This is a genomic window from Pseudomonas sp. NPDC087817 (genome assembly GCF_044742875.1).
In the GTDB taxonomy this organism is placed as follows: Bacteria; Pseudomonadota; Gammaproteobacteria; order Pseudomonadales; family Pseudomonadaceae; genus Aquipseudomonas.
Genome location: NZ_JBIUVJ010000032.1, coordinates 39411 through 57530 on the forward strand (window position 1 = coordinate 39411; position 18120 = coordinate 57530).

Below are 18120 nucleotides of genomic sequence, written 5' to 3' on the forward strand. Positions count from 1 at the left end.
TTGGAGTGAAGGGAATGACTCAGTTTCACCGCATCGCCGCCCTGTTGGCCCTGGCCTTCGTCCTCGGCGGTTGCACCAGCAAACCGGTGTACAACGCCAAGGAAGAGTTTTCGCCAGACCTCGGCTTCACCCAGTCACAGATGAGCCGCGCCATCGTCACCGCGCTGAACGACCGCCAATGGGTCGTGCAGTCGGTACGCCCGGGCATGATCAAAGCCGCGATCACCGTACGTGGCCGCCACCACGCCGAAGTCGATATCCCGTTCACCCCGACCTCGTTCGAAATCGACTATCGCAGCAGCTACGGCCTCGACGCCAAGGACGGCAAGATTCACGGCAACTACAACCGCTGGGTCAACCGCCTGCGCGACAACGTGCTCAAAGAACTGTCGATCAACCCGGACATCGAAGCGGTGAACAATCTGGGCATCATCAAACAGGGTGCGGAAGAACCGACTTACCTGAGCTTTCGCGAAGGCGTCAAACGCGCCACCGACGCCGGCCTGCTCGACGGCAGCGTGAAGTTCTACCTGGCCGGCGAAACCCTGCCGAAACAAGTGCGCAAACTCGACACCGTCAGCAGCAGCCGCAAAACCAACGGTTCGAACAAATCCGACGAAGACGCCTGCTTCTGGGCCCTGCAATCGGCCCTCGCGACCCTGCAGAACGCCGCGAAAAAAGCCGACGCCAACGCCGTGATCAACATCGCCAGCGTCGATCAGCGCGACCTGTACAAAGACACCGAAAAATTCCAGTGCCGTGCGGGACTGGTGGTGTCGAGCGTGGCGTTGCGTGGTGACCTCGCCCACGTTGATTGATTGAGCTGTAGAAACGACAAAGGGCGCCTTTCGGCGCCCTTTCACAAACAGGTTGGCTTGTCATCGCCAGTTACCTGTCTGGCTCTGCGATGGCTGGTTGCCCAGGATCCTCAGAGTCTCACAAGCCCCTTTCGGGAACGCTGGCAGTATTGCCCGAAAAACAGGGAGGGACAACGGCTGGCATTTGGCCTCAATGCGCCACTGCATCTGCCATTACAGTCCCAACGCCCGTCTGACTGCAGTTTTGATGGCGTAGAACTCGTCTGTTGCAAGATGTGAGATCAGGTAAACGCGCTTGCCTTGACGATCCCGACTTTTGATTCGATCAAGTCGCGAAAGGCTGACTGTCGCAACCATATCGCACTTTGCCCAACAGGTTGGACTGGCTCCGTGAAGGTGGCTTGCGAGTTCAAGATGATGGTCGAGCAAGCGCTCCGGAGCAGTGGTACTCAGCGGCACCACCGTCACCAGCAAGCTATTCGTTCGGTGCTTGCGTATCACAACGACAGGCCTGACTTTCACCATCTCAGGTACTTCATGACCCCTGAAATCGCAAATCAGAACGCTGCCCTCCCTAGGCTGGTATCGAAGTGGCATCCGTGACACTCATTCAAGAAAAAACTGATCCTGCCCGACAGCAGCAATTTCCCCAACGGCAGTTCCGTAACTCGAAATGTATGGCTGCAAATCACTCACACCGAACACCTTCACCAGCAACATCTACACTCGCTCAAGCAGGCCACTCCCCTTAACGCCTGCCAGAACGGCGAGCCATCATCAGTCGAGCACTCGCTGCTCTCTTTCACCGTCAAGGAGATGACCATGCAAGTGAAAGCCCTGATCGCCGCCACGCTCTTCAGTCTGCTGCCCAGCGCCAGCCATGCCACCAATCTGATGTACATGCCCTTCGAAACCGTGCTGTCGGACGCCATTCGCGCCGGGCGGCTGGATGGCAGTGTGAAGTTTTATCTGGCCGGGAATGGGCCGCAGGGTACTCAGCGGTTGTTGCAGCGCGATGTGATCAGCGACCTGAAGACCAATGGTTTCAACAAGAGTGATCACGATTCCTGCGAGTGGGTGTTGCAATCGAACCTGATCAAGTTGCAAGCCGAGGCCAAGCGGGTCGGGGCGAATGCGGTGGTCAATATCGTCAGTTATTACGACCGGCATGTGCGCAAGGATTTGAATACTTACGAGTGTCGGGCGGGGATTTTTGTGACTCGGGTGGCGTTGAAGGGGGATCTGGTGCGGTTGCCCTGAGGGTGGTGGTGATTGAGCTGACGCCTTCGCGAGCATGCTCGCTCACACCTTGGAATGCGCTCCCCTGTAGGAGCGAGCCTGCTCGCGATTTGATTGCGCAGCAATCAAGCTTTTGAAGGCTCGACCTTGCGCGTGAGCAGTTCGACAAACGCCTTGGCCATCGGCGATTTCTGATCCTTGCGCTGCACCAGCCACACCGCTGAAATCGCCTCCGGATCGAGCAGCGGCCGATACACCACACCGTCGATGCGCATGCGTTGATAGGACGCCGGTAGCACCGAAACGCCCAGCCCCGCCGCCACCAAACCAATGATCGTCATCGCTTCCCCCGCTTCCTGGGCAAAGTGGGGGCTGAACCCGGCATCGCGGGCCAGGCTGAGCAGTTGCGCGTAGAGGCCGCTGCCGTAACTGCGCGGGAAGAACACAAACGGCTCCAGCGCCAGCGCCGAAAGAAACAGGCCATCCTCGCTGCCTTGAGCCAACGGATGCTTGGCGCTCAGTACCGCCACCAAAGGTTCGCGCATCAACTCGACCACACTCAAGGAATCCGGCAAACCCAGCGGACGCATGATGCCGACCTCGATTGATTCGTCCACCAGTGACTCGGCCACTTGGGTGCTGCTCATCTCACGCAAGTTCAGGTGCACCGCCGGAAAGCGCTGACGGAAAGAGAAAATCGCCTGCGGAATGGTCGAGTTGAACGGCGCCGATGAGGTGAAGCCAATCTTCAATTCCCCGAGCTCACCGAGTTGCGCACGCCGGGCGACGTCCGCCGCTTTGTCGACCTGTGCCAGCACCAGCCGCGCCTCTTCCAGAAACAACCGCCCGGCCTCACTCAACTCGACCCGACGATTGGTCCGTTCGAACAGCCGCGCGCCAACCTCTTGCTCCAGCGCCTGAATCTGCTGGCTCAGCGGCGGCTGAGAAATCCCCAGCACCTGGGCGGCGCGGCCAAAGTGCAATTCTTCGGCAACAGCGATGAAGTAGCGCAGATGACGCAATTCCATGGAAACCCCATTAGGTCGTTAAAGCTATCAAACAGGTCGAACAATATATTGGATAGAAACATTAGCCAGCTATATGATTTTTTCATTGCCTGCCTGGCCGTGCCCTCCGAGGTCTGAAGTGAAAACAGCTGTCGCGCCCCTTGCCCATGAAGTCCCGCCTGCAGCGGCCGACGATGTCGTCGCCGAACTGCAAGAGATCTACATCGAAAAAGGCACGCCGATGTTCATGCGCACGGTGCTGGCGCTGTTCAGTGGCGGATTTGCGACTTTTGCGCTGCTGTACTGCGTGCAGCCAATGATGCCGCTGCTGTCCCACGAGTACGGGATCAATGCGGCGCAGAGCAGCCTGATCCTCTCGGTGGCCACCGGCATGCTCGCCATCGGCCTGCTGATCACCGGGCCGATTTCCGATCGGGTCGGGCGCAAACCGGTGATGGTCACCGCGCTGTTCGCCGCAGCCCTGTGCACCATGGCCAGCGCAATGATGCCGAGTTGGGAAGGCGTGTTGATCATGCGCGCGCTGATCGGGCTGTCGTTGAGCGGTCTTGCGGCGGTAGCGATGACTTACCTGAGCGAAGAAATTCACCCGCAGCACATTGGCCTGGCGATGGGTTTGTACATTGGCGGCAACGCGATTGGCGGGATGAGCGGTCGTTTGATCACCGGGGTGCTGATCGACTTTGTCAGCTGGCATACGGCGATGCTGGTGATCGGCGGTCTGGCGTTGATTGCAGCGGCGGTGTTCTGGAAGATCCTGCCCGAGTCGCGCAACTTCCGCTCGCGCTCGCTGCACCCGCGCAGCCTGCTCGACGGCTTCACCATGCACTTTCGCGATGCCGGGTTGCCGCTGCTGTTTCTTGAAGCGTTCGTGTTGATGGGTGCGTTTGTCACGCTGTTCAACTACATCGGCTATCGCCTGTTGGCCGCGCCGTACAACCTCGATCAGGTGTTCGTCGGTTTGCTCTCGGTGGTGTACCTGTCGGGCATCTACAGCTCGGCGAAGATCGGCTCACTGGCGGACAAACTGGGGCGGCGCAAGGTGTTGTGGGCGACCATTGCGCTGATGTTCGTCGGTCTGGCACTGACGATGTTTACACCGCTGTTGCTGGTCATCGTCGGCATGCTGATTTTCACCTTCGGCTTCTTTGGTGCACATTCGGTGGCGAGCAGTTGGATCGGTCGGCGGGCGTTGAAGGCCAAGGGACAGGCGTCCTCGCTGTATCTGTTCAGCTATTACGCCGGTTCGAGCATCGCCGGGACGGCGGGTGGGGTCTTCTGGCACCTTGGCGGCTGGAACGGCATCGGTTTGTTCATCGGCGCGTTGTTGCTGATCGCGCTGCTGGTCGCACTGAAACTGGCGAAGCTGCCACCCCTGACCGGCACGACTATCTGAGTAGCAACCGCGCCTCCAGCAGATTGTCGCGCGGCTCAAGCGTCAGCGAGTGCAATACCACACCGCCACGCTCAAGCCTGTCCAGCCAGAGTAGCAAAGGCTCGGGCGGGCCAGTGAGGGTCAGGCGAATCTGCTCGTTGTCGCTATCCATTTGCTGAACGTCAAGCCCCGCCGTGGCGAGGCTATCGCTGATCCGTAATGACAATGGCTGACTCGCATCGAACACGGCACCGCTTGGTGGCTGAGCGCGGTTCAGTTGAATCGCAAAAGTCTGTTGCTGACGATATAGGCGCTCGGCCGCTTCCAGCCGTTGCACGCTCGGTTGCCAGAGCCACAGTAACATTGCGCCGCCAAGGCAACCCGTCGCCAGAAAAAGTATCAGGTTGCGCTCACGACCTGACAGTCGTCGCCATCGTTCAAGGAACATCACAGACCTCATACGCCAGCCTCACACGTCAGTGTCGCCGTCACCCGATCGCCGATCTTGCTGGCGCCATCAATCTTGATCGCCAGACCTTGCTGACGCCCGCGCTCACGCAACTGCTCAAGCTCGGCGAAACCGTTGGCCGTCAGTTGGACTTTCCAACCATCGCCCTCGCCAAACTCGATGCGCCTGACCTCCACCTGACTGGCGCCAATCACCTGTTCGATCAACCTGACCAGCGCCGCAACCCGGGTGTCACGGGACTGCGCTGGCACACTCTGAATCGCCTGCATCTGTGCGGTCAGATCGAGGGTTTGCGCGTGCTGGGGATACAGCGTTTGAAAGCGCAGCTCATTGTGCTCGGCGAGTCGCCGGGTTTCGTCGTCAAGAAAACGGAACCGCGTTTCGCTGGCGCCCACACCCAGCAACAACAGGATCAGCAATACTGCCGAGAACGCACGCCACGGCAGCGGCGAATGCCGCAAGGCGAATTCGCCATGCCGCAGATTGATCGCTTGTCGAAAACCTTCCGCCAGCAATAACCGATCATCCGGCTCATCGACCCAAACCATGCTCTCGGGCAACACACCTTTCAACGCCAGCAATCCCTCCTCTGTCACTGCAAGTCGGGCCGGTAACGCCCCGCCCAGCAACCAGCGCCCGAACCAGCGGACACCAGCAGGCTGATTCATTGGCAACAAATCGGCATCGACGAACACCGAGCGCACTTGCAGACCACTTTCGGCGAGCAACGACAAAACGGCCGCCAAGCGCTCGCGAGCGATGACCATCAACGGATAACGTCGCTCGCCATCTGCTTGACCCATGCTCAAATGCACATTGTCGAGCACTTCGCCAAGCTGCTCTTCGACGGCAAACGCAAGCGCCTGCGCGGTCGGCGCACGTCGCCCGGGCCAGGGTTCGCTGCGCAGCCAGCTGCAAGATTCGATGGGCAGCAACAGGTCGATTTTTTTCCCGTGCAGCACTTGTACCGCTTGGTGCAGCGGCATCGTTTGTTGTTCGCCGGCGTGCGACCACAGGCAACAAGGCCAGTCGGACGACAGGTGCGCAAGCCCTTCGGCGGTCAGGTAAAGCCAGTTTTTCATTGCGTTATCTCGATGCCGCGGGAAGGAAGCAAACGGCGTTGCACGACTTTCAATCGGGCGGTTTTCGTGACGAATTCGACGTCAGTGTTCAGCGTCAGCACCTGCTGTTCTTGCACCACGCGTACGGTGATGCGATGCCAGCGACTGTCGACGCCTAGCCCATGTGTATTGATTCCGGTATCGGCGATCAAAGGGTCGGCGCTAAACGCCTGAACGCTGTGCCAGGAGGTCGTCGAACGTTGGCGAACAAGGGCGTCAGCCACATCCGGTTCCAGCTCGAGCACACGCAGCAACAACGCCGGTGCCGTGTTGACATTCAGCGTCGCATCCGTGGGCAGCAGCGCCACCCACGGTTCCAGACGCCGCAGCATTGGTGCGTCGAAACCTGGCAGCAAACGTAATTGGCTCACCTCGGATAACTGGCCAACCTGGCTCGGCTGCAGCGCAGGCAGCTCCAGCAATTCGAGCAACCGCGCCCAGCGCTCCAGCGTCACCGCATCAATCTGCCCCTGATGCAGCAATGCGTTGAGATTGAAACGCGCCGACAGGTCTTCGATGTGCACCTCGACTTGCGTGTCTTCGCGGCCCAGTTCAGGAATGTCTTGGGGCCAGTCCAGGAGCATCTCGGCATGGTTTTGCTGATCCACAACAGCCTTGTGCAAACGCCGCAGCGCCCAGACCTCTCCCTCCACCGCCCACTGACGCAAGTGCAGGGTTTGCAGCTGTTGCGCGCTGCTCTGCAACGACATTCGGTGGCTACGCAACATGCCACTGGTGATCAGCAAGGCGAGACTCAGCACCAGCATCACGCTGATCAACGCCAGCCCTTGTTGCCGGTGTTTCATGGCAATGCTCCCGGCAGCAAAAGTACCCGGCGAATGCCGTCATAGCGTCGGGTCGAGACCAGAAACTCCAGCGTCAAAGGTGTGCCCGCAGAACCACCGAGCAACCGCCAGCGCAGATCGACAACCTCCTCCAGCAACTTCTGCCGCTGTACGGTCAGCGATCCTTCGGCGCGGCTCTCTCGCCACAGCACACTGTCGAGCAGGCGATATGTCAGCTCCTGGCGTTCGCTGCGTGGTTGATCCAGTGGATTGCGCCAGTTGCTGCGTTGCACACTCAGTTGCCCGGCACTCAAGACGATAGGCTGTTCGGTGATGTGCAGCAGATCGCGCTCGATCACCGCGACTGCCCGTTGCAAACTTCTGAAGCCGCGCTCATGGCTCGCCGTCGCGTGTTGCACGCGCACCACGCTGTCGAACAGGCGCCAGCTGGCGAGACCGAGCAGAGCGAAAATCGCCATTGCGATCACCAGTTCCAACAAGGTGAATCCGCGCTGGTTATTCATGGCGGCCCTGCAACCGCGCAGACGTGCGATACAACAGTTGATCGCTGTCGCCGAGACTGACTTCCAGCTCCACCGTGAACAGCCCCGGCATTTCGCCCACGCGCAGATATGATCGAAGGCGCCAGTCGCGGCGATCCATGTGCACAATCCGCTGCTGTTGTCCGGCGACCCAGTCGTTTTTCAGGCGCAACTCATTTAGATGATTATCCGCAAGCCACGCGGCGAAAAGCCGTTGCTCAGCGGCGCCGCTCTGCTGCACCACGTAACGGCTCGCCGACAATATCGCCGCTGCGAGTACGGCGAAAATCGTGAGTGCGACCATGACTTCCAGCAGCGTGAAACCTCGCATGCGAGTGATCGTCGGTCGGTCACTCATCGAGTGAGATCTCACTCAAACCGTCCGAAGACAAATTCGCCCAAACTCGCTCACGAGTTACTAGAAACATGGTAAATGCGCTGATTTCATCACTGCTGAGAATCAACAATTGCGGCAGCTGCGCACTGTTCGCCAAGCGCACCGGCAGGCCCTCCACGGTAAGTCGCGGCTGCAGTTCCGGCGGCCATGCTTGCAAGGGCAGCAACGCCTGCCAGCCTTTCTCGCCGAGCTGGAGAACGCGATAACCTTCCAGACTAAAACCCACACCAAACTCCCGTCCTTCCAGCACTGCCCGTTCGCGAAATTGCTCGATCAGCCGAGCCAGCCGGCTCGCCTCCTGCCGCGCCACTTGCGCCGGATTGGTCCCGCCCACCAGGCCGACCATACCCAGCAACACGCCGATCAGCACCATGACCACCATCAATTCCAGCAAGGTGAAACCCCGGCAGCGCTGGCGCATCAATCGATGGCCCAGTTGCCGATATCGGCGGCGTGGCCTTCACCGCCACTGACGCCATCGGAGCCCAGCGAATACAAGTCGTAACCGCCACCCGCCGCACGCGTACCGGGGTTGAGGTACTGGTACGGCGTACCCCAGGGATCGCGCGCCAGACTTTTCAGATAACCGGCAGGGTTCCAGTTACGTGCCGCCGGTGTCCCGGAGGGGCGCTTGACCAACGCTTCGAGGCCCTGCTGCGTCGTGGGATATCGCGCGTTGTCGAGGCGATACATCTCCAGCGCCGTGGCGATTGCTTGAATATCGATCTTCGCCGCCGTGGTTTTCGCCTGATCCGGCCGGCTCATGAATTGCGGCACGACAATTGCGCCAAGGATGCCGATGATCACCACCACGACCATGATTTCGATCAGGGTGAAACCGCGCTGCGCGGCCGCTGTTTTTCTGTACAAAAGAGCCATGGATCAATTCACCAATTGGTTGAGACTGAGGATCGGAAGGAGGATGGCGAGGACGATCAGCAGCACCACCGCGCCCATCACCAGCAACATCGCCGGCTCGAACAGACTCACCATCAGCGCGATGCGCGCAGCGAGGCTCGCCTCCTGTTGTTCGGCGGCGCGGGCGAGCATGGCGTCGAGTTCGCCGGCGCGTTCACCGCTGGCAATCATGTGCAGCATCATCGGCGGGATATCGCCGCTGCGTTCCAGGCTGCGGGTCAGCGTCGAGCCTTCGCGCACCGAGCGGGCGACCTCGCTCATACGCCCGCGAATGGTCTGATTGCCGATCACGGCGGCGGCGATTTCCAGCGCATCGACCAAGGGCACGGCGCTCTTGCCGAGGATCGCCAACGTGCTGGCGAATCGCGCCGCTTCCATGGCGCGCAGCAACGTGCCGAGCAGCGGAATATTTAACGCCAGCGCATGCCAGCGCAGCCGCCAGAGCGGCTGACGCAAGCTCCAGCGCCAGCCACTGAACAGCGCTAGGCTGCCGCCGAGAAATACCAGACCAAACTGGCGCACACCGTCGCTGAGGCTGATCAGTGCGCGGGTCAACCAGGGCAACGGCTGACCGCTGTCGACGAAAATTTTCACCACGTCCGGCACCACGTAGCCGAGCAGAAAACCGACGATGGCCACGCTGGCGAACATCAGAATCGAGGGATAGATCAGCGCCATCTGAATCTTTTGTCGCGATGCCTGGCGCGCCTGGGTGTAAACAGCCAGTTGCTCCAGCACATGACCGAGATGGCCAGAGCGCTCACCCGCCGCCACCGTGGCGCGGAACAACTCGGGAAACGCCGCAGGAAACCGGCTTAACGCGACGGCCAGCGCGTGCCCTTCCATGACCCGCCCGCGCACTGCCCACAGTAAACCGGCAACGCGCCGCTTGGCGGTCTGGCGGGCGACCACTTCCAGCGCTTCTTCCAGCGGCAAACCGGCCTGTACCAGCGTCGACAATTGCAGGGTCAGCAGCGCCAGATCGGCAACGCTCAAGCGACCGGCGCGCCACGCTCCATGGCCGCTGCCATTGCCTTGCATTTCCTTGAGTTGCAACGTCCACAGTCCGCGCTCACGCAACAACTGTCGCGCGTGCCGGGCGTTTTCCGCTTCGAGTCTGCCACGGCAGCGGTGGCCCTGAGCATTGTCGGCGCGGTAATCGAAGGTCGGCATCGATTAATCCTCCTGCGTCACGCGCAGCCACTCATCGACGCTGGTCTCGCCGTCGAGCACACGTTGCCGGCCGGCCTGAAACAGGCTGCGAGACTCCTTGCGCGTTGCGTCAATCAGCTCGCGCTCGCTGGCGCCCTGATGAATCAGCGCGGCAACCGCATCGGTGATGCTGATCAGTTCGTAGATGCCGATGCGCCCGCGATAACCGTGCTGGCAATGCTCACAGCCCTGCGCACGAAAAAGCGGCGCCGCCAATAAGGGATCCAGCCCCAGCCGATGACAGGTCGCAGCGTCGGCAAAGTACGGCGCCTTGCAATGCACGCACAACGTGCGCAACAAGCGTTGCGCAAGCACACCGACCAGCGACGAGGCCAACAAATACGCATCCACGCCCATGTCGCTCAGTCGCGTCACCGCGCCGACCGCACTGTTGGTGTGCAAGGTCGACAGCACCAGATGTCCGGTCAACGAAGCTTGCACGGCAATCTGCGCGGTCTCGCGATCACGGATTTCACCCACCATCACCACGTCCGGATCCTGACGAAGAATGGCGCGCAAGCCGCGCGCGAAGGTCATTTCCACCTTCGGATTGACCGGCATCTGGCCGATCCCCGGCAGGTGATATTCGATCGGATCCTCGACCGTGAGAATGTTGCGCGACGGATCATTGAGGCTGCTCAACGCCGCGTAGAGACTGGTGGTTTTGCCGGAACCGGTCGGCCCGGTCACCAGCAAAATCCCATGCGGCCTGGCGAGCAGGCTTTGCAGGGTAGCGAGAGTGTCGTCCGGCATGCCCAGACGTTGCAGTTGCAGACGCCCGGCTTGCTTATCGAGCAAGCGCAGCACCACACGTTCGCCGTGCGCCGACGGCAATGTCGAGACGCGCACATCGACTTCGTGCCCGGCCAGACGCAAGGCAATCCGGCCGTCCTGCGGCACGCGTTTTTCGGCGATGTCGAGCCGCGCCATGACCTTGATCCGCGACACCAGCAACGTCGCCAGTTCACGTCTTGGCCTGAGCATTTCGCGCAACTGACCGTCGACGCGCATGCGTACCGAAAGGTACTGCTCGAAGGTTTCCAGATGGACGTCCGAGGCCTGTGCGCGCACGGCTTCGCTAAGCAGCGCATTGATCAGGCGGATCACTGGCGCGTCGCCTTGTTGCTCCAGCAGGTCAGCGGTCTGCGGCACCTGTTCGGCGAGGCTGAGCAGATCGAGCTCATCGTCCAGCCCTTGCGCGACCTGTTGCGCAGCGCTATGTCCTTCGCGATAGGTCGCGGCCAGCCGCGCGGCGAACGACTCCTGCGCAAGTATCTCGATCGGCAGTTCGCGAGCGCACAAGCGGCGCACTTCGGCCAGCGCCGTCAGCGGCGTGTCGGCTCGCATGAGCACGCGGGCCTGCGTGCCCGTGCCTTCCAGCAGCACGCCAAATCGTCGGGCGAAACCGAATGGCAGGATTGCCAACGCGGCACTCATGGCGCCACCGTTGCCGGCTCAAACAACTGTCGCGCTTCGGCCGGCAGCAATAGCGAGTTGCTCTCCCCGGCCTTTGGCTGACTCAGGTCGCGCAAAGTGTTGTAGCGCTGCTGACTGATGCCCGAGAGATCCTCACGGCTGCGGACGATGGTCGGGCGCAGGAACACCATCAGATTGCTTTTGGTCTGGGTGTCGCGACTCCAGCGAAACAGCGCGCCGAGATACGGAATATCGCGCAGCAACGGCACACCGCTTTTCTGCGTGCGCACGCTGTCGCGGATCAGCCCGCCAATGACGATGATTTCGCCGTCGTCGACGAGAATCGTGCTTTTCAGGGCGCGCTTGTTAGTGATCAGATCCGAGGAGTCGATGCCTGTTACTGAAGGCGCGATGTCCGAGACTTCCTGCTCGACTTCCAGACGCAGGGTCGCACCCTCGTTGATGTACGGTTTGATTTTCAGGCTGATGCCGACGTCTTTGCGTTCGACCGTGGTGAACGGGTTATCCGCCCCGCTGCTGTTGGTAGAGTAGGATCCGGTCTTGAACGGCACGTTCTGCCCGACAATGATTTCCGCTTGCTGATTATCCAGGGTCAGCAGGCTCGGCGTGGACAGCAGATTGCTCCGCGTGTTGCTCGCCAGTGCCGAAATCAACGCGCCGAAACGGTCGCCGCCCAATTGCAGAATCGCACCGTCGGGCGCCGATTTTTTCTCGTCGAACTTCAGTCCGCCGACAATGGGAATGTCGGTGCCGGGGAAGTTGATAAAGCCTTTCGCGTCGCCGGTGTTCAAACTCCACTGCACGCCCACGGCATCGGCGATATCGCCGGAGATTTCGACGATAGCGGCGTGGATCAGCACCTGCGCACGCGGCTGATCCAGCTCGCGGACGATGTTCTCGATGGTTCGGACCTGAGCCGGTTCGGCAATCAGCACCAGCGCATTCTGGCTTTCGTCGGCCTTGAGCATGAACGGCGTCGCAGCAGCTGCGTCCCTGCCGTTGAGGGCTGCCGGCGCCTTGCGATTCTGGCCCATGCTTTCCAGCACCTGCGCCAACTGCTTGGCGTCGCTATGGCGCAAACGAATCACCCGCGCGGTATCGAGGCTGGCGGTGGCGGGGACATCGAGTTGGCGAATCAGCTCGGTCAAGCGCTGGCGCACGGCGAGCGGGCCGATGACGATCAAGCGGTTGGTTCTGACATCGGCCAGCACCTGAATGAGCGAGTCAGCATTGCGCTTGCCCAATGAGGACTCGATCACCGTGGCGATATCACTGGCCTGAGCAAAGCGCAGCGACTCCACTGTGTGCTGATCCTGCTGCCCCGCGTCGAGTTGCCGCACCACCTGGCTGATGCGTTTGACGTTGGCGCTGGTGTCAGTGATTACCAAAGCGTTGGCCGAAACGGATGGGCCAAGGTAGCCATTGGCCGACACCAACGGGCGGATCAGCGCGGCGAGATCGGCAGCGCTGCTGGTATTGAGTTCGAAAACCTGGGTAATGAATTGCGCGGGGGTGACGCGCTCACTGGCAGCCTGTCCAGCACGTGTTTTCACGTCTGCCACCGGGGTAATGAGGATGCGGTCGCCCTCATCGATCACCGTGAAGTTGTGCGCGTCCAGCACCGAGTAGAACAAGCGCCGTACGCCTTCGCGATCCAGCGCCTGACGGGACATGACGGTAATGCGTCCCGAGACGCGCGGGTCGAGCACCACGGTGGTGCCGAGAATCGCCGAGATCTCTTCGACGATGTCGCGCAGTTCGGCCTGATTCATCGCCAACTGCCAGCGCTGTTCCCCGGCGTGCACTGGGCGATTGAGGAGCGGTGTCACCAACACGGCGCAAACCAACAGGGCGCGCAAGGCTTGCGCGCCAATCAAGCTGTTCATCAATGTGATCACTCTGACTGCCCGGCGAGCGGGCGTAGAAAACGGGCGGAAATGCCAGCGGGGTCTGCCTCGGTGGATGCGGGCAAACGCTTGAGAAACGCACTGGCAAAAGGTGCGAGAGGCAACGATTCCTCCCGGCCCTTGTTCCACAGCACCACATGTTGCGCCTCGACCCGACGCAGCACGCTGCCGCCCGGCAAGTCATCGCCGACCCGATATAACCGCGCCCCTTGAGCAACGCTTATCAGGGCTTTCGACAAACCACTGTCGACGGCGAAAGTCGCTTGCAGAGTCAACGACTCGGCGCTTGGCCGAAGTGCGGTTGGTGCAGCGAGCCCGAACACCGTCGCCACTGCTGCGGTGTTCAACCGCGCCAGCGCGGGCGATGCCGGCAGCGGCACAGCGACCGGTGCCGGCAGACGTTGCGCACTGCGAAATGTCCATTCCTGCCAAGCGAGAAACGCGGCACACGCGAACGGCAGCGCCCACAGTCCCGACAGCGATAAAAGTCTCACTGACGGCTCATCCGATGCGCCCGCACGCCTGGCGAACGCGCGAGCGCCACGACATGCGCCGCAGTACGCGATAACCGCGCAGCTCGTGCAGAATCACCGCGCCAATGTGCATCGCCACCAGCACCGCCAGCGCCGTGCAGGCCCAGATGTGCAGCACGAAAAAGCCGTCAGTCAGCGCCACATCGTCCAGCGGCTGGGGGAATTCGAGCAGGCCAAATACAGGGATCGGCCGATCCATCATCAGCACCCCGCTCAACAGCACCACGGCCACCAACAGATAGATCAGCCGATGGACAAACATCGCAAGCATTTTTGCCGAAGAAAACTGCGACATGCGTTCATGTCGCAGATGGCTGATAAACACCACCAGCCGCCAGCAGAACACCGGAATGAACAGCGTGGTCAGCGACACATTGACCCCGGCCACCCATTGTTTGGTGTCGTTGGCCACGTTGACGTTAGCCACATAAAACCCGGTGACCAGCGTCCACAGGATTACAGCTGCCGACACCCAGTGCAGCAGTATTTGTTGCTTGGAATAAACCGAAAGCGCCATTTGAATCGCCCCTGAAAACCACCAGCGATCAGACGACCTGGACGGTCGTCTGACGTAATTACACGGGAGGAGCCTTAGAGCTTGTTCCACGCCGCATGCGAGTGTTCGCCCACGCCCGGTTCAAAACCGTTCGCCTCAGGTTTGTACTGCTTGCAATAGCCAGAAGCCGGGAATGGCTTGCACTCGAAGACCTCGTTGGTTTTCGGCTGCAGTACCTTGGTGCCGGCGGTGTAGTCGCTAAGGCCTTCAGGGAACAGGAAGTCGTAATCGGCTCCAGCGCCTTCACCGGTGACGTTGACAGGCTGGGTGTCCTGACGGGTGGTCCGACCATCCAGCGTGGTGCCGACCAGGGTCAGAGTGTGCGGGCCGGGATTGCTGCGGATGTCCATGGACAGCCAGGTTGCGCCGCTGTCCGCTTGTGCGGTGGTGGTGCCGACCAGTTTGTTCTGCTCGTTGAACAGGTTGGCTTCGACGTTCATTTTGCGGTTGGACATCAGGCTGAAGTCGACTTTGGTTTTGCCTTTGTCGAGTACATATTCCGCTTGTTGCGAGGCCACCGACAAGCGGGCGTCGGCGTCCTCTTTCATCAGTAACTGCACTTCGTAGCGGACGACGCCGCTTTCTTTTTGCGCGTACAACGTGTTGCTGCCGCGGATCGCTTCGATGTTGCCGTTTTCATCACGCACGCCAGCGCGGATCAGGGTGTGTGTCTTGTTGATCTGCTCGGCGAGTTTGAACGACCAGTTTTGCGCCTCGGCGTCTTGCGCATTGTCGATCGAAATTTCAACGCTGTAGGACGGATTTTCACCGGAAGCGGTAAAGGCACGGGCCTTGACCTTGTCGCCAGTCAGCAGTGGCGTCGATGCAGCGATGGCGCCGACAGCAGACCAGCCACCCGGCAGAACGGCTTCGGCAAGGATGTTGACGTCAGCGACGCTGTGGAACGCCATCTTGGTATCGCCCACGCTCCAAATGGCGAGGATGACGTGGTGGCCGTTTTTGTCTTCGGGAATGCTGCAACGGTGCTTGGTGCCGGGAACCGGCATCTGGAAGTCACCCGCGACCTGACAAAAAGGCGTGCTCTCAAAAGAACTGCGTTTCAGCGATTCATTCGGGTTCCAGCCATTACGGGTAATGAAATACTCGTGCTTGGCCACCGGATGTGGAGCTTCGTAATGCCACTTGAAATCCTGAGTGCGCTCTTTGATGTCGGTGAGCTGCCAGCGTGTGGCGGACTGCACGTCCACGGCAGAAAACAACTCATGTCCGCCACTGGCGATTTTGCCATCGATCGGTCCTTGGCCCTCCGCGCCGCCGACGCCGGCCGGAAAGCCCTGAAAGGTTTCGCCAACACTTTGCGGTTCATATTGAGCACCACCACAACCGGTGTTCATTCCCTTCTGACAGAGAAAAGCGCGCGATGGAGGGAACTCCACATAACCGTGGGCCGCAGCGCCGGAAGAACCCAGCATGCCCGACAGCAAGAGTAGCGAAGAAGTGCACGTTGCCAATGCACTCCTCCGGAAAATTGATTTTTTCATTGTTATTCCAGGCTCATATCAAATAAGCGAGCCTGGCGCGACGCCAGGCTCTAATACGGTGCTCGACGCCATGCCGGACACACGCCTGAAACCTTACGTGGATAGTTAAAAGTTCTATGTAGGAGTAATCACCGGGTTCGGCAGGAATAGTCGCCACGGGAACTAATCCGACAACTAAATAAAAAATTCTTACAATAAGAAACTATTAACCTAAAGCTTTCTAAACGGCAAAAAAAAACCTGCCCCGCATGACACGGGACAGGTTTTTTTGTACTGCCGTCGCTGAGTTATTCGTGATACTGCGCCGACAGCTCATGCACCGCGCGCAGGAACGCACCGGCGTGTTCCGGATCAACCTCAGGCGTGATGCCGTGGCCGAGGTTGAATACGTGGCCGCTGCCCTTGCCGTAGCTGGCCAGGATGCGCCCGACTTCGGTGCGGATCGCTTCCGGTTTGGCGTAGAGCACGGTCGGGTCCATGTTGCCTTGCAGCGCGACCTTGTCGCCGACGCGGGCGCGGGCGTTGCCGATATCGCAGGTCCAGTCCAGGCCCAGTGCATCGGCACCAGCCTCGGCGATGCTTTCCAGCCACAGGCCGCCGTTCTTGGTGAACAGGATCACCGGCACCTTGCGACCGTCGTTTTCGCGGATCAAACCGCTGACGATTTTCTTCATGTAGGCCAGGGAGAATTCCTGATACGCCGCCGCCGACAGGTTGCCGCCCCAGGTATCGAAGATCTGCACCGCTTGCGCGCCGGCCATGATCTGACCGTTGAGGTACGAAGTCACCGACTGCGCCAGCTTGTCCAAAAGCAAGTGCATGGCTTGCGGGTTGTCGTAGAGCATGGCCTTGGTCTTGCGGAAGTCTTTCGACGAGCCGCCTTCGACCATGTAGGTCGCCAGGGTCCACGGGCTGCCGGAGAAACCGATCAGCGGCACACGGCCGTTCAGTTCGCGACGGATGGTGCTGACCGCGTCCATCACGTAGCCAAGGTCTTTGTGGGGGTCAGGAATCGGCAAGGCTTCGATATCGGCCAGGGTGCTGACGACTTTCTTGAAGCGCGGACCTTCACCGGTCTCGAAGTACAGACCTTGGCCCATCGCGTCGGGGATGGTGAGGATGTCGGAGAACAGGATCGCCGCGTCCAGTTGCGGATAGCGGTCGAGCGGTTGCAGGGTGACTTCGCAAGCGAACTCCGGATTCATGCACAGGCTCATGAAATCACCGGCGTGGGCACGGCTGGCGCGGTATTCCGGCAAGTAGCGGCCGGCCTGGCGCATCATCCACACGGGGGTGACGTCTACGGGTTGCTTGAGCAGGGCGCGGAGGAAACGGTCGTTCTTCAGGGCAGTCATGTCGGCATCCGGAAAAAAAGTGCGGGCATTTTCTCAGAGCGCGACGCAAAAGGCACGGATACAGGTCAGCCTTTTGTCTATCGGGTCAATTTATTGCGCTGGAACACCGACTTTGTAACACCACAAAACACTGTGGGAGCTGGCTTGCCAGCGATAGCATCACCTCGGTCTGACTGAGAAACCGAGGTGTCTGCATCGCTGGCAAGCCAGCTCCCACAGGTACTGCGTTGTACTTTCGAGCGGGGGTTAGACGCCCAGGTAATCGAGAATCCCTTCGGCGGCATTACGGCCCTCGAAGATCGCCGTCACCACCAGGTCGGAACCGCGCACCATGTCGCCACCGGCAAAGATTTTCGGGTTGCTGGTCTGGTGCTTGTACTGACCTTGCTCAGGCGCAACGACGCGGCCCTGGCTGTCGGTCTGGATCTCGAACTGCTCGAACCACGGCGCCGGGCTTGGGCGGAAACCGAAAGCGATGACCACGGCGTCGGCCGGGATGATCTCTTCGGAACCGGGGATCGGCTCGGGGCTGCGACGGCCACGGGCGTCCGGTTCGCCGAGACGGGTCTCGACCACCTTCACACCTTCAACCTTGTCTTCGCCAACGATGGCGATCGGCTGGCGGTTGTAGAGGAATTTCACGCCTTCTTCCTTGGCGTTCTTCACCTCTTTGCGCGAGCCGGGCATGTTCGCTTCGTCACGACGATAGGCGCAGGTCACCGACTTGGCGCCCTGACGGATCGACGTACGGTTGCAGTCCATCGCCGTGTCGCCACCGCCGAGTACCACAACCTTCTTGCCTTTCATGTCGACGAAGTCTTCCGGCGACTTTTCAAAGCCCAGGTTGCGGTTGACGTTGGCGATCAGGAAGTCCAGTGCGTCATAAACGCCCGGCAGATCCTCACCGGCAAAACCGCCCTTCATATAGG

The 18120-nt window shown here is 60.4% G+C and carries 21 protein-coding genes; 4 read left to right on the forward strand and 17 right to left on the reverse strand.

Annotated elements, in window-relative coordinates:
* Positions 1 to 14: 14 nt before the first annotated feature.
* On the forward strand, positions 15 to 818 hold the full coding sequence (locus ACIONG_RS19400) for a hypothetical protein (protein WP_103305428.1): 804 nt from the start codon (positions 15 to 17) through the stop codon (positions 816 to 818).
* Positions 819 to 1031: 213 nt separating this feature from the next.
* Here the strand turns inward: ACIONG_RS19400 and ACIONG_RS19405 are convergent, their stop codons facing one another.
* Positions 1032 to 1415 carry a type II toxin-antitoxin system PemK/MazF family toxin gene (locus ACIONG_RS19405; RefSeq protein ID WP_213027310.1) on the reverse strand — a complete coding sequence of 128 codons (384 nt, stop codon included), beginning with the start codon at positions 1413 to 1415 and terminating at the stop codon, positions 1032 to 1034.
* Positions 1416 to 1640: 225 nt separating this feature from the next.
* On the opposite strand from ACIONG_RS19405, the gene ACIONG_RS19410 reads away from it, so the two are divergent.
* Positions 1641 to 2078, forward strand: coding sequence for an excinuclease (locus tag ACIONG_RS19410; protein WP_103305430.1), 438 nt, complete (start codon positions 1641 to 1643; stop codon positions 2076 to 2078).
* Between the two features lie 104 nt (positions 2079 to 2182).
* Here the strand turns inward: ACIONG_RS19410 and ACIONG_RS19415 are convergent, their stop codons facing one another.
* On the reverse strand, positions 2183 to 3085 hold the full coding sequence (locus ACIONG_RS19415; RefSeq protein WP_401302046.1) for a LysR substrate-binding domain-containing protein: 903 nt from the start codon (positions 3083 to 3085) through the stop codon (positions 2183 to 2185).
* A 118-nt stretch (positions 3086 to 3203) separates the two neighbouring features.
* On the opposite strand from ACIONG_RS19415, the gene ACIONG_RS19420 reads away from it, so the two are divergent.
* A complete protein-coding gene (locus tag ACIONG_RS19420; RefSeq protein ID WP_103305432.1) occupies positions 3204 to 4478 on the forward strand; it encodes an MFS transporter in 1275 nt (424 codons plus the stop codon).
* Here the strand turns inward: ACIONG_RS19420 and gspM are convergent.
* The 13 genes from gspM to gbpA all read right to left on the reverse strand — a co-directional run bounded on the left by gspM (position 4471) and on the right by gbpA (position 15836).
* Positions 4471 to 4905, reverse strand: a complete 435-nt coding sequence (gspM, locus tag ACIONG_RS19425; protein WP_249412091.1) for a type II secretion system protein GspM — start codon at positions 4903 to 4905, stop codon at positions 4471 to 4473. The genes ACIONG_RS19420 and gspM overlap by 8 nt on opposite strands.
* An 8-nt stretch (positions 4906 to 4913) precedes the next feature.
* Positions 4914 to 6008 carry a type II secretion system protein GspL gene (gene gspL, locus ACIONG_RS19430; protein WP_401302051.1) on the reverse strand — a complete coding sequence of 365 codons (1095 nt, stop codon included), beginning with the start codon at positions 6006 to 6008 and terminating at the stop codon, positions 4914 to 4916.
* Positions 6005 to 6853: a general secretion pathway protein GspK gene (locus tag ACIONG_RS19435; protein ID WP_401302054.1), complete on the reverse strand. Its 849-nt coding sequence runs from the start codon at positions 6851 to 6853 to the stop codon at positions 6005 to 6007. Before ACIONG_RS19435 ends, gspL begins: the two co-directional genes overlap by 4 nt.
* Positions 6850 to 7356: a prepilin-type N-terminal cleavage/methylation domain-containing protein gene (locus ACIONG_RS19440; RefSeq protein ID WP_103305436.1), complete on the reverse strand. Its 507-nt coding sequence runs from the start codon at positions 7354 to 7356 to the stop codon at positions 6850 to 6852. The genes ACIONG_RS19435 and ACIONG_RS19440 overlap by 4 nt, the downstream gene beginning before the upstream one ends.
* On the reverse strand, positions 7349 to 7705 hold the full coding sequence (gene gspI / locus ACIONG_RS19445) for a type II secretion system minor pseudopilin GspI (RefSeq protein WP_401302057.1): 357 nt from the start codon (positions 7703 to 7705) through the stop codon (positions 7349 to 7351). The genes ACIONG_RS19440 and gspI overlap by 8 nt, the downstream gene beginning before the upstream one ends.
* 19 nt (positions 7706 to 7724) lie before the next feature.
* Positions 7725 to 8192 carry a type II secretion system minor pseudopilin GspH gene (gene gspH, locus ACIONG_RS19450; RefSeq protein WP_401302078.1) on the reverse strand — a complete coding sequence of 156 codons (468 nt, stop codon included), beginning with the start codon at positions 8190 to 8192 and terminating at the stop codon, positions 7725 to 7727.
* Positions 8192 to 8650, reverse strand: a complete 459-nt coding sequence (gene gspG, locus ACIONG_RS19455) for a type II secretion system major pseudopilin GspG (protein ID WP_401302060.1) — start codon at positions 8648 to 8650, stop codon at positions 8192 to 8194. Before gspG ends, gspH begins: the two co-directional genes overlap by 1 nt.
* Positions 8651 to 8653: 3 nt before the next feature.
* A complete protein-coding gene (gene gspF / locus ACIONG_RS19460; protein ID WP_401302063.1) occupies positions 8654 to 9862 on the reverse strand; it encodes a type II secretion system inner membrane protein GspF in 1209 nt (402 codons plus the stop codon).
* A gap of 3 nt (positions 9863 to 9865) precedes the next feature.
* Positions 9866 to 11338, reverse strand: a complete 1473-nt coding sequence (gspE, locus tag ACIONG_RS19465; protein ID WP_315445301.1) for a type II secretion system ATPase GspE — start codon at positions 11336 to 11338, stop codon at positions 9866 to 9868.
* Complete coding sequence (gspD, locus tag ACIONG_RS19470) at positions 11335 to 13224, reverse strand: type II secretion system secretin GspD (protein WP_401302066.1); 1890 nt, start codon at positions 13222 to 13224, stop codon at positions 11335 to 11337. The genes gspE and gspD overlap by 4 nt, the downstream gene beginning before the upstream one ends.
* A gap of 8 nt (positions 13225 to 13232) precedes the next feature.
* Positions 13233 to 13739 (reverse strand): type II secretion system protein N, encoded by a 507-nt coding sequence (locus ACIONG_RS19475; protein ID WP_401302069.1) that lies wholly within the window; start codon positions 13737 to 13739, stop codon positions 13233 to 13235.
* 7 nt (positions 13740 to 13746) lie between these two features.
* Positions 13747 to 14295, reverse strand: coding sequence for a cytochrome b (locus tag ACIONG_RS19480; protein WP_213027299.1), 549 nt, complete (start codon positions 14293 to 14295; stop codon positions 13747 to 13749).
* A gap of 74 nt (positions 14296 to 14369) precedes the next feature.
* A complete protein-coding gene (gbpA, locus tag ACIONG_RS19485) occupies positions 14370 to 15836 on the reverse strand; it encodes an N-acetylglucosamine-binding protein GbpA (protein WP_401302072.1) in 1467 nt (488 codons plus the stop codon).
* On the opposite strand from gbpA, the gene ACIONG_RS19490 reads away from it, so the two are divergent.
* Positions 15766 to 15945, forward strand: a complete 180-nt coding sequence (locus tag ACIONG_RS19490; RefSeq protein WP_177431434.1) for a hypothetical protein — start codon at positions 15766 to 15768, stop codon at positions 15943 to 15945. The genes gbpA and ACIONG_RS19490 overlap by 71 nt on opposite strands.
* A 178-nt stretch (positions 15946 to 16123) precedes the next feature.
* Here ACIONG_RS19490 and hemE read toward each other — a convergent pair whose 3' ends face one another.
* Positions 16124 to 17191, reverse strand: a complete 1068-nt coding sequence (gene hemE / locus ACIONG_RS19495; protein WP_016772044.1) for a uroporphyrinogen decarboxylase — start codon at positions 17189 to 17191, stop codon at positions 16124 to 16126.
* Positions 17192 to 17437: 246 nt separating this feature from the next.
* On the reverse strand, positions 17438 to 18120 hold a 683-nt coding region (locus ACIONG_RS19500), incomplete at its 5' end, for an FAD-dependent oxidoreductase (protein WP_401302075.1).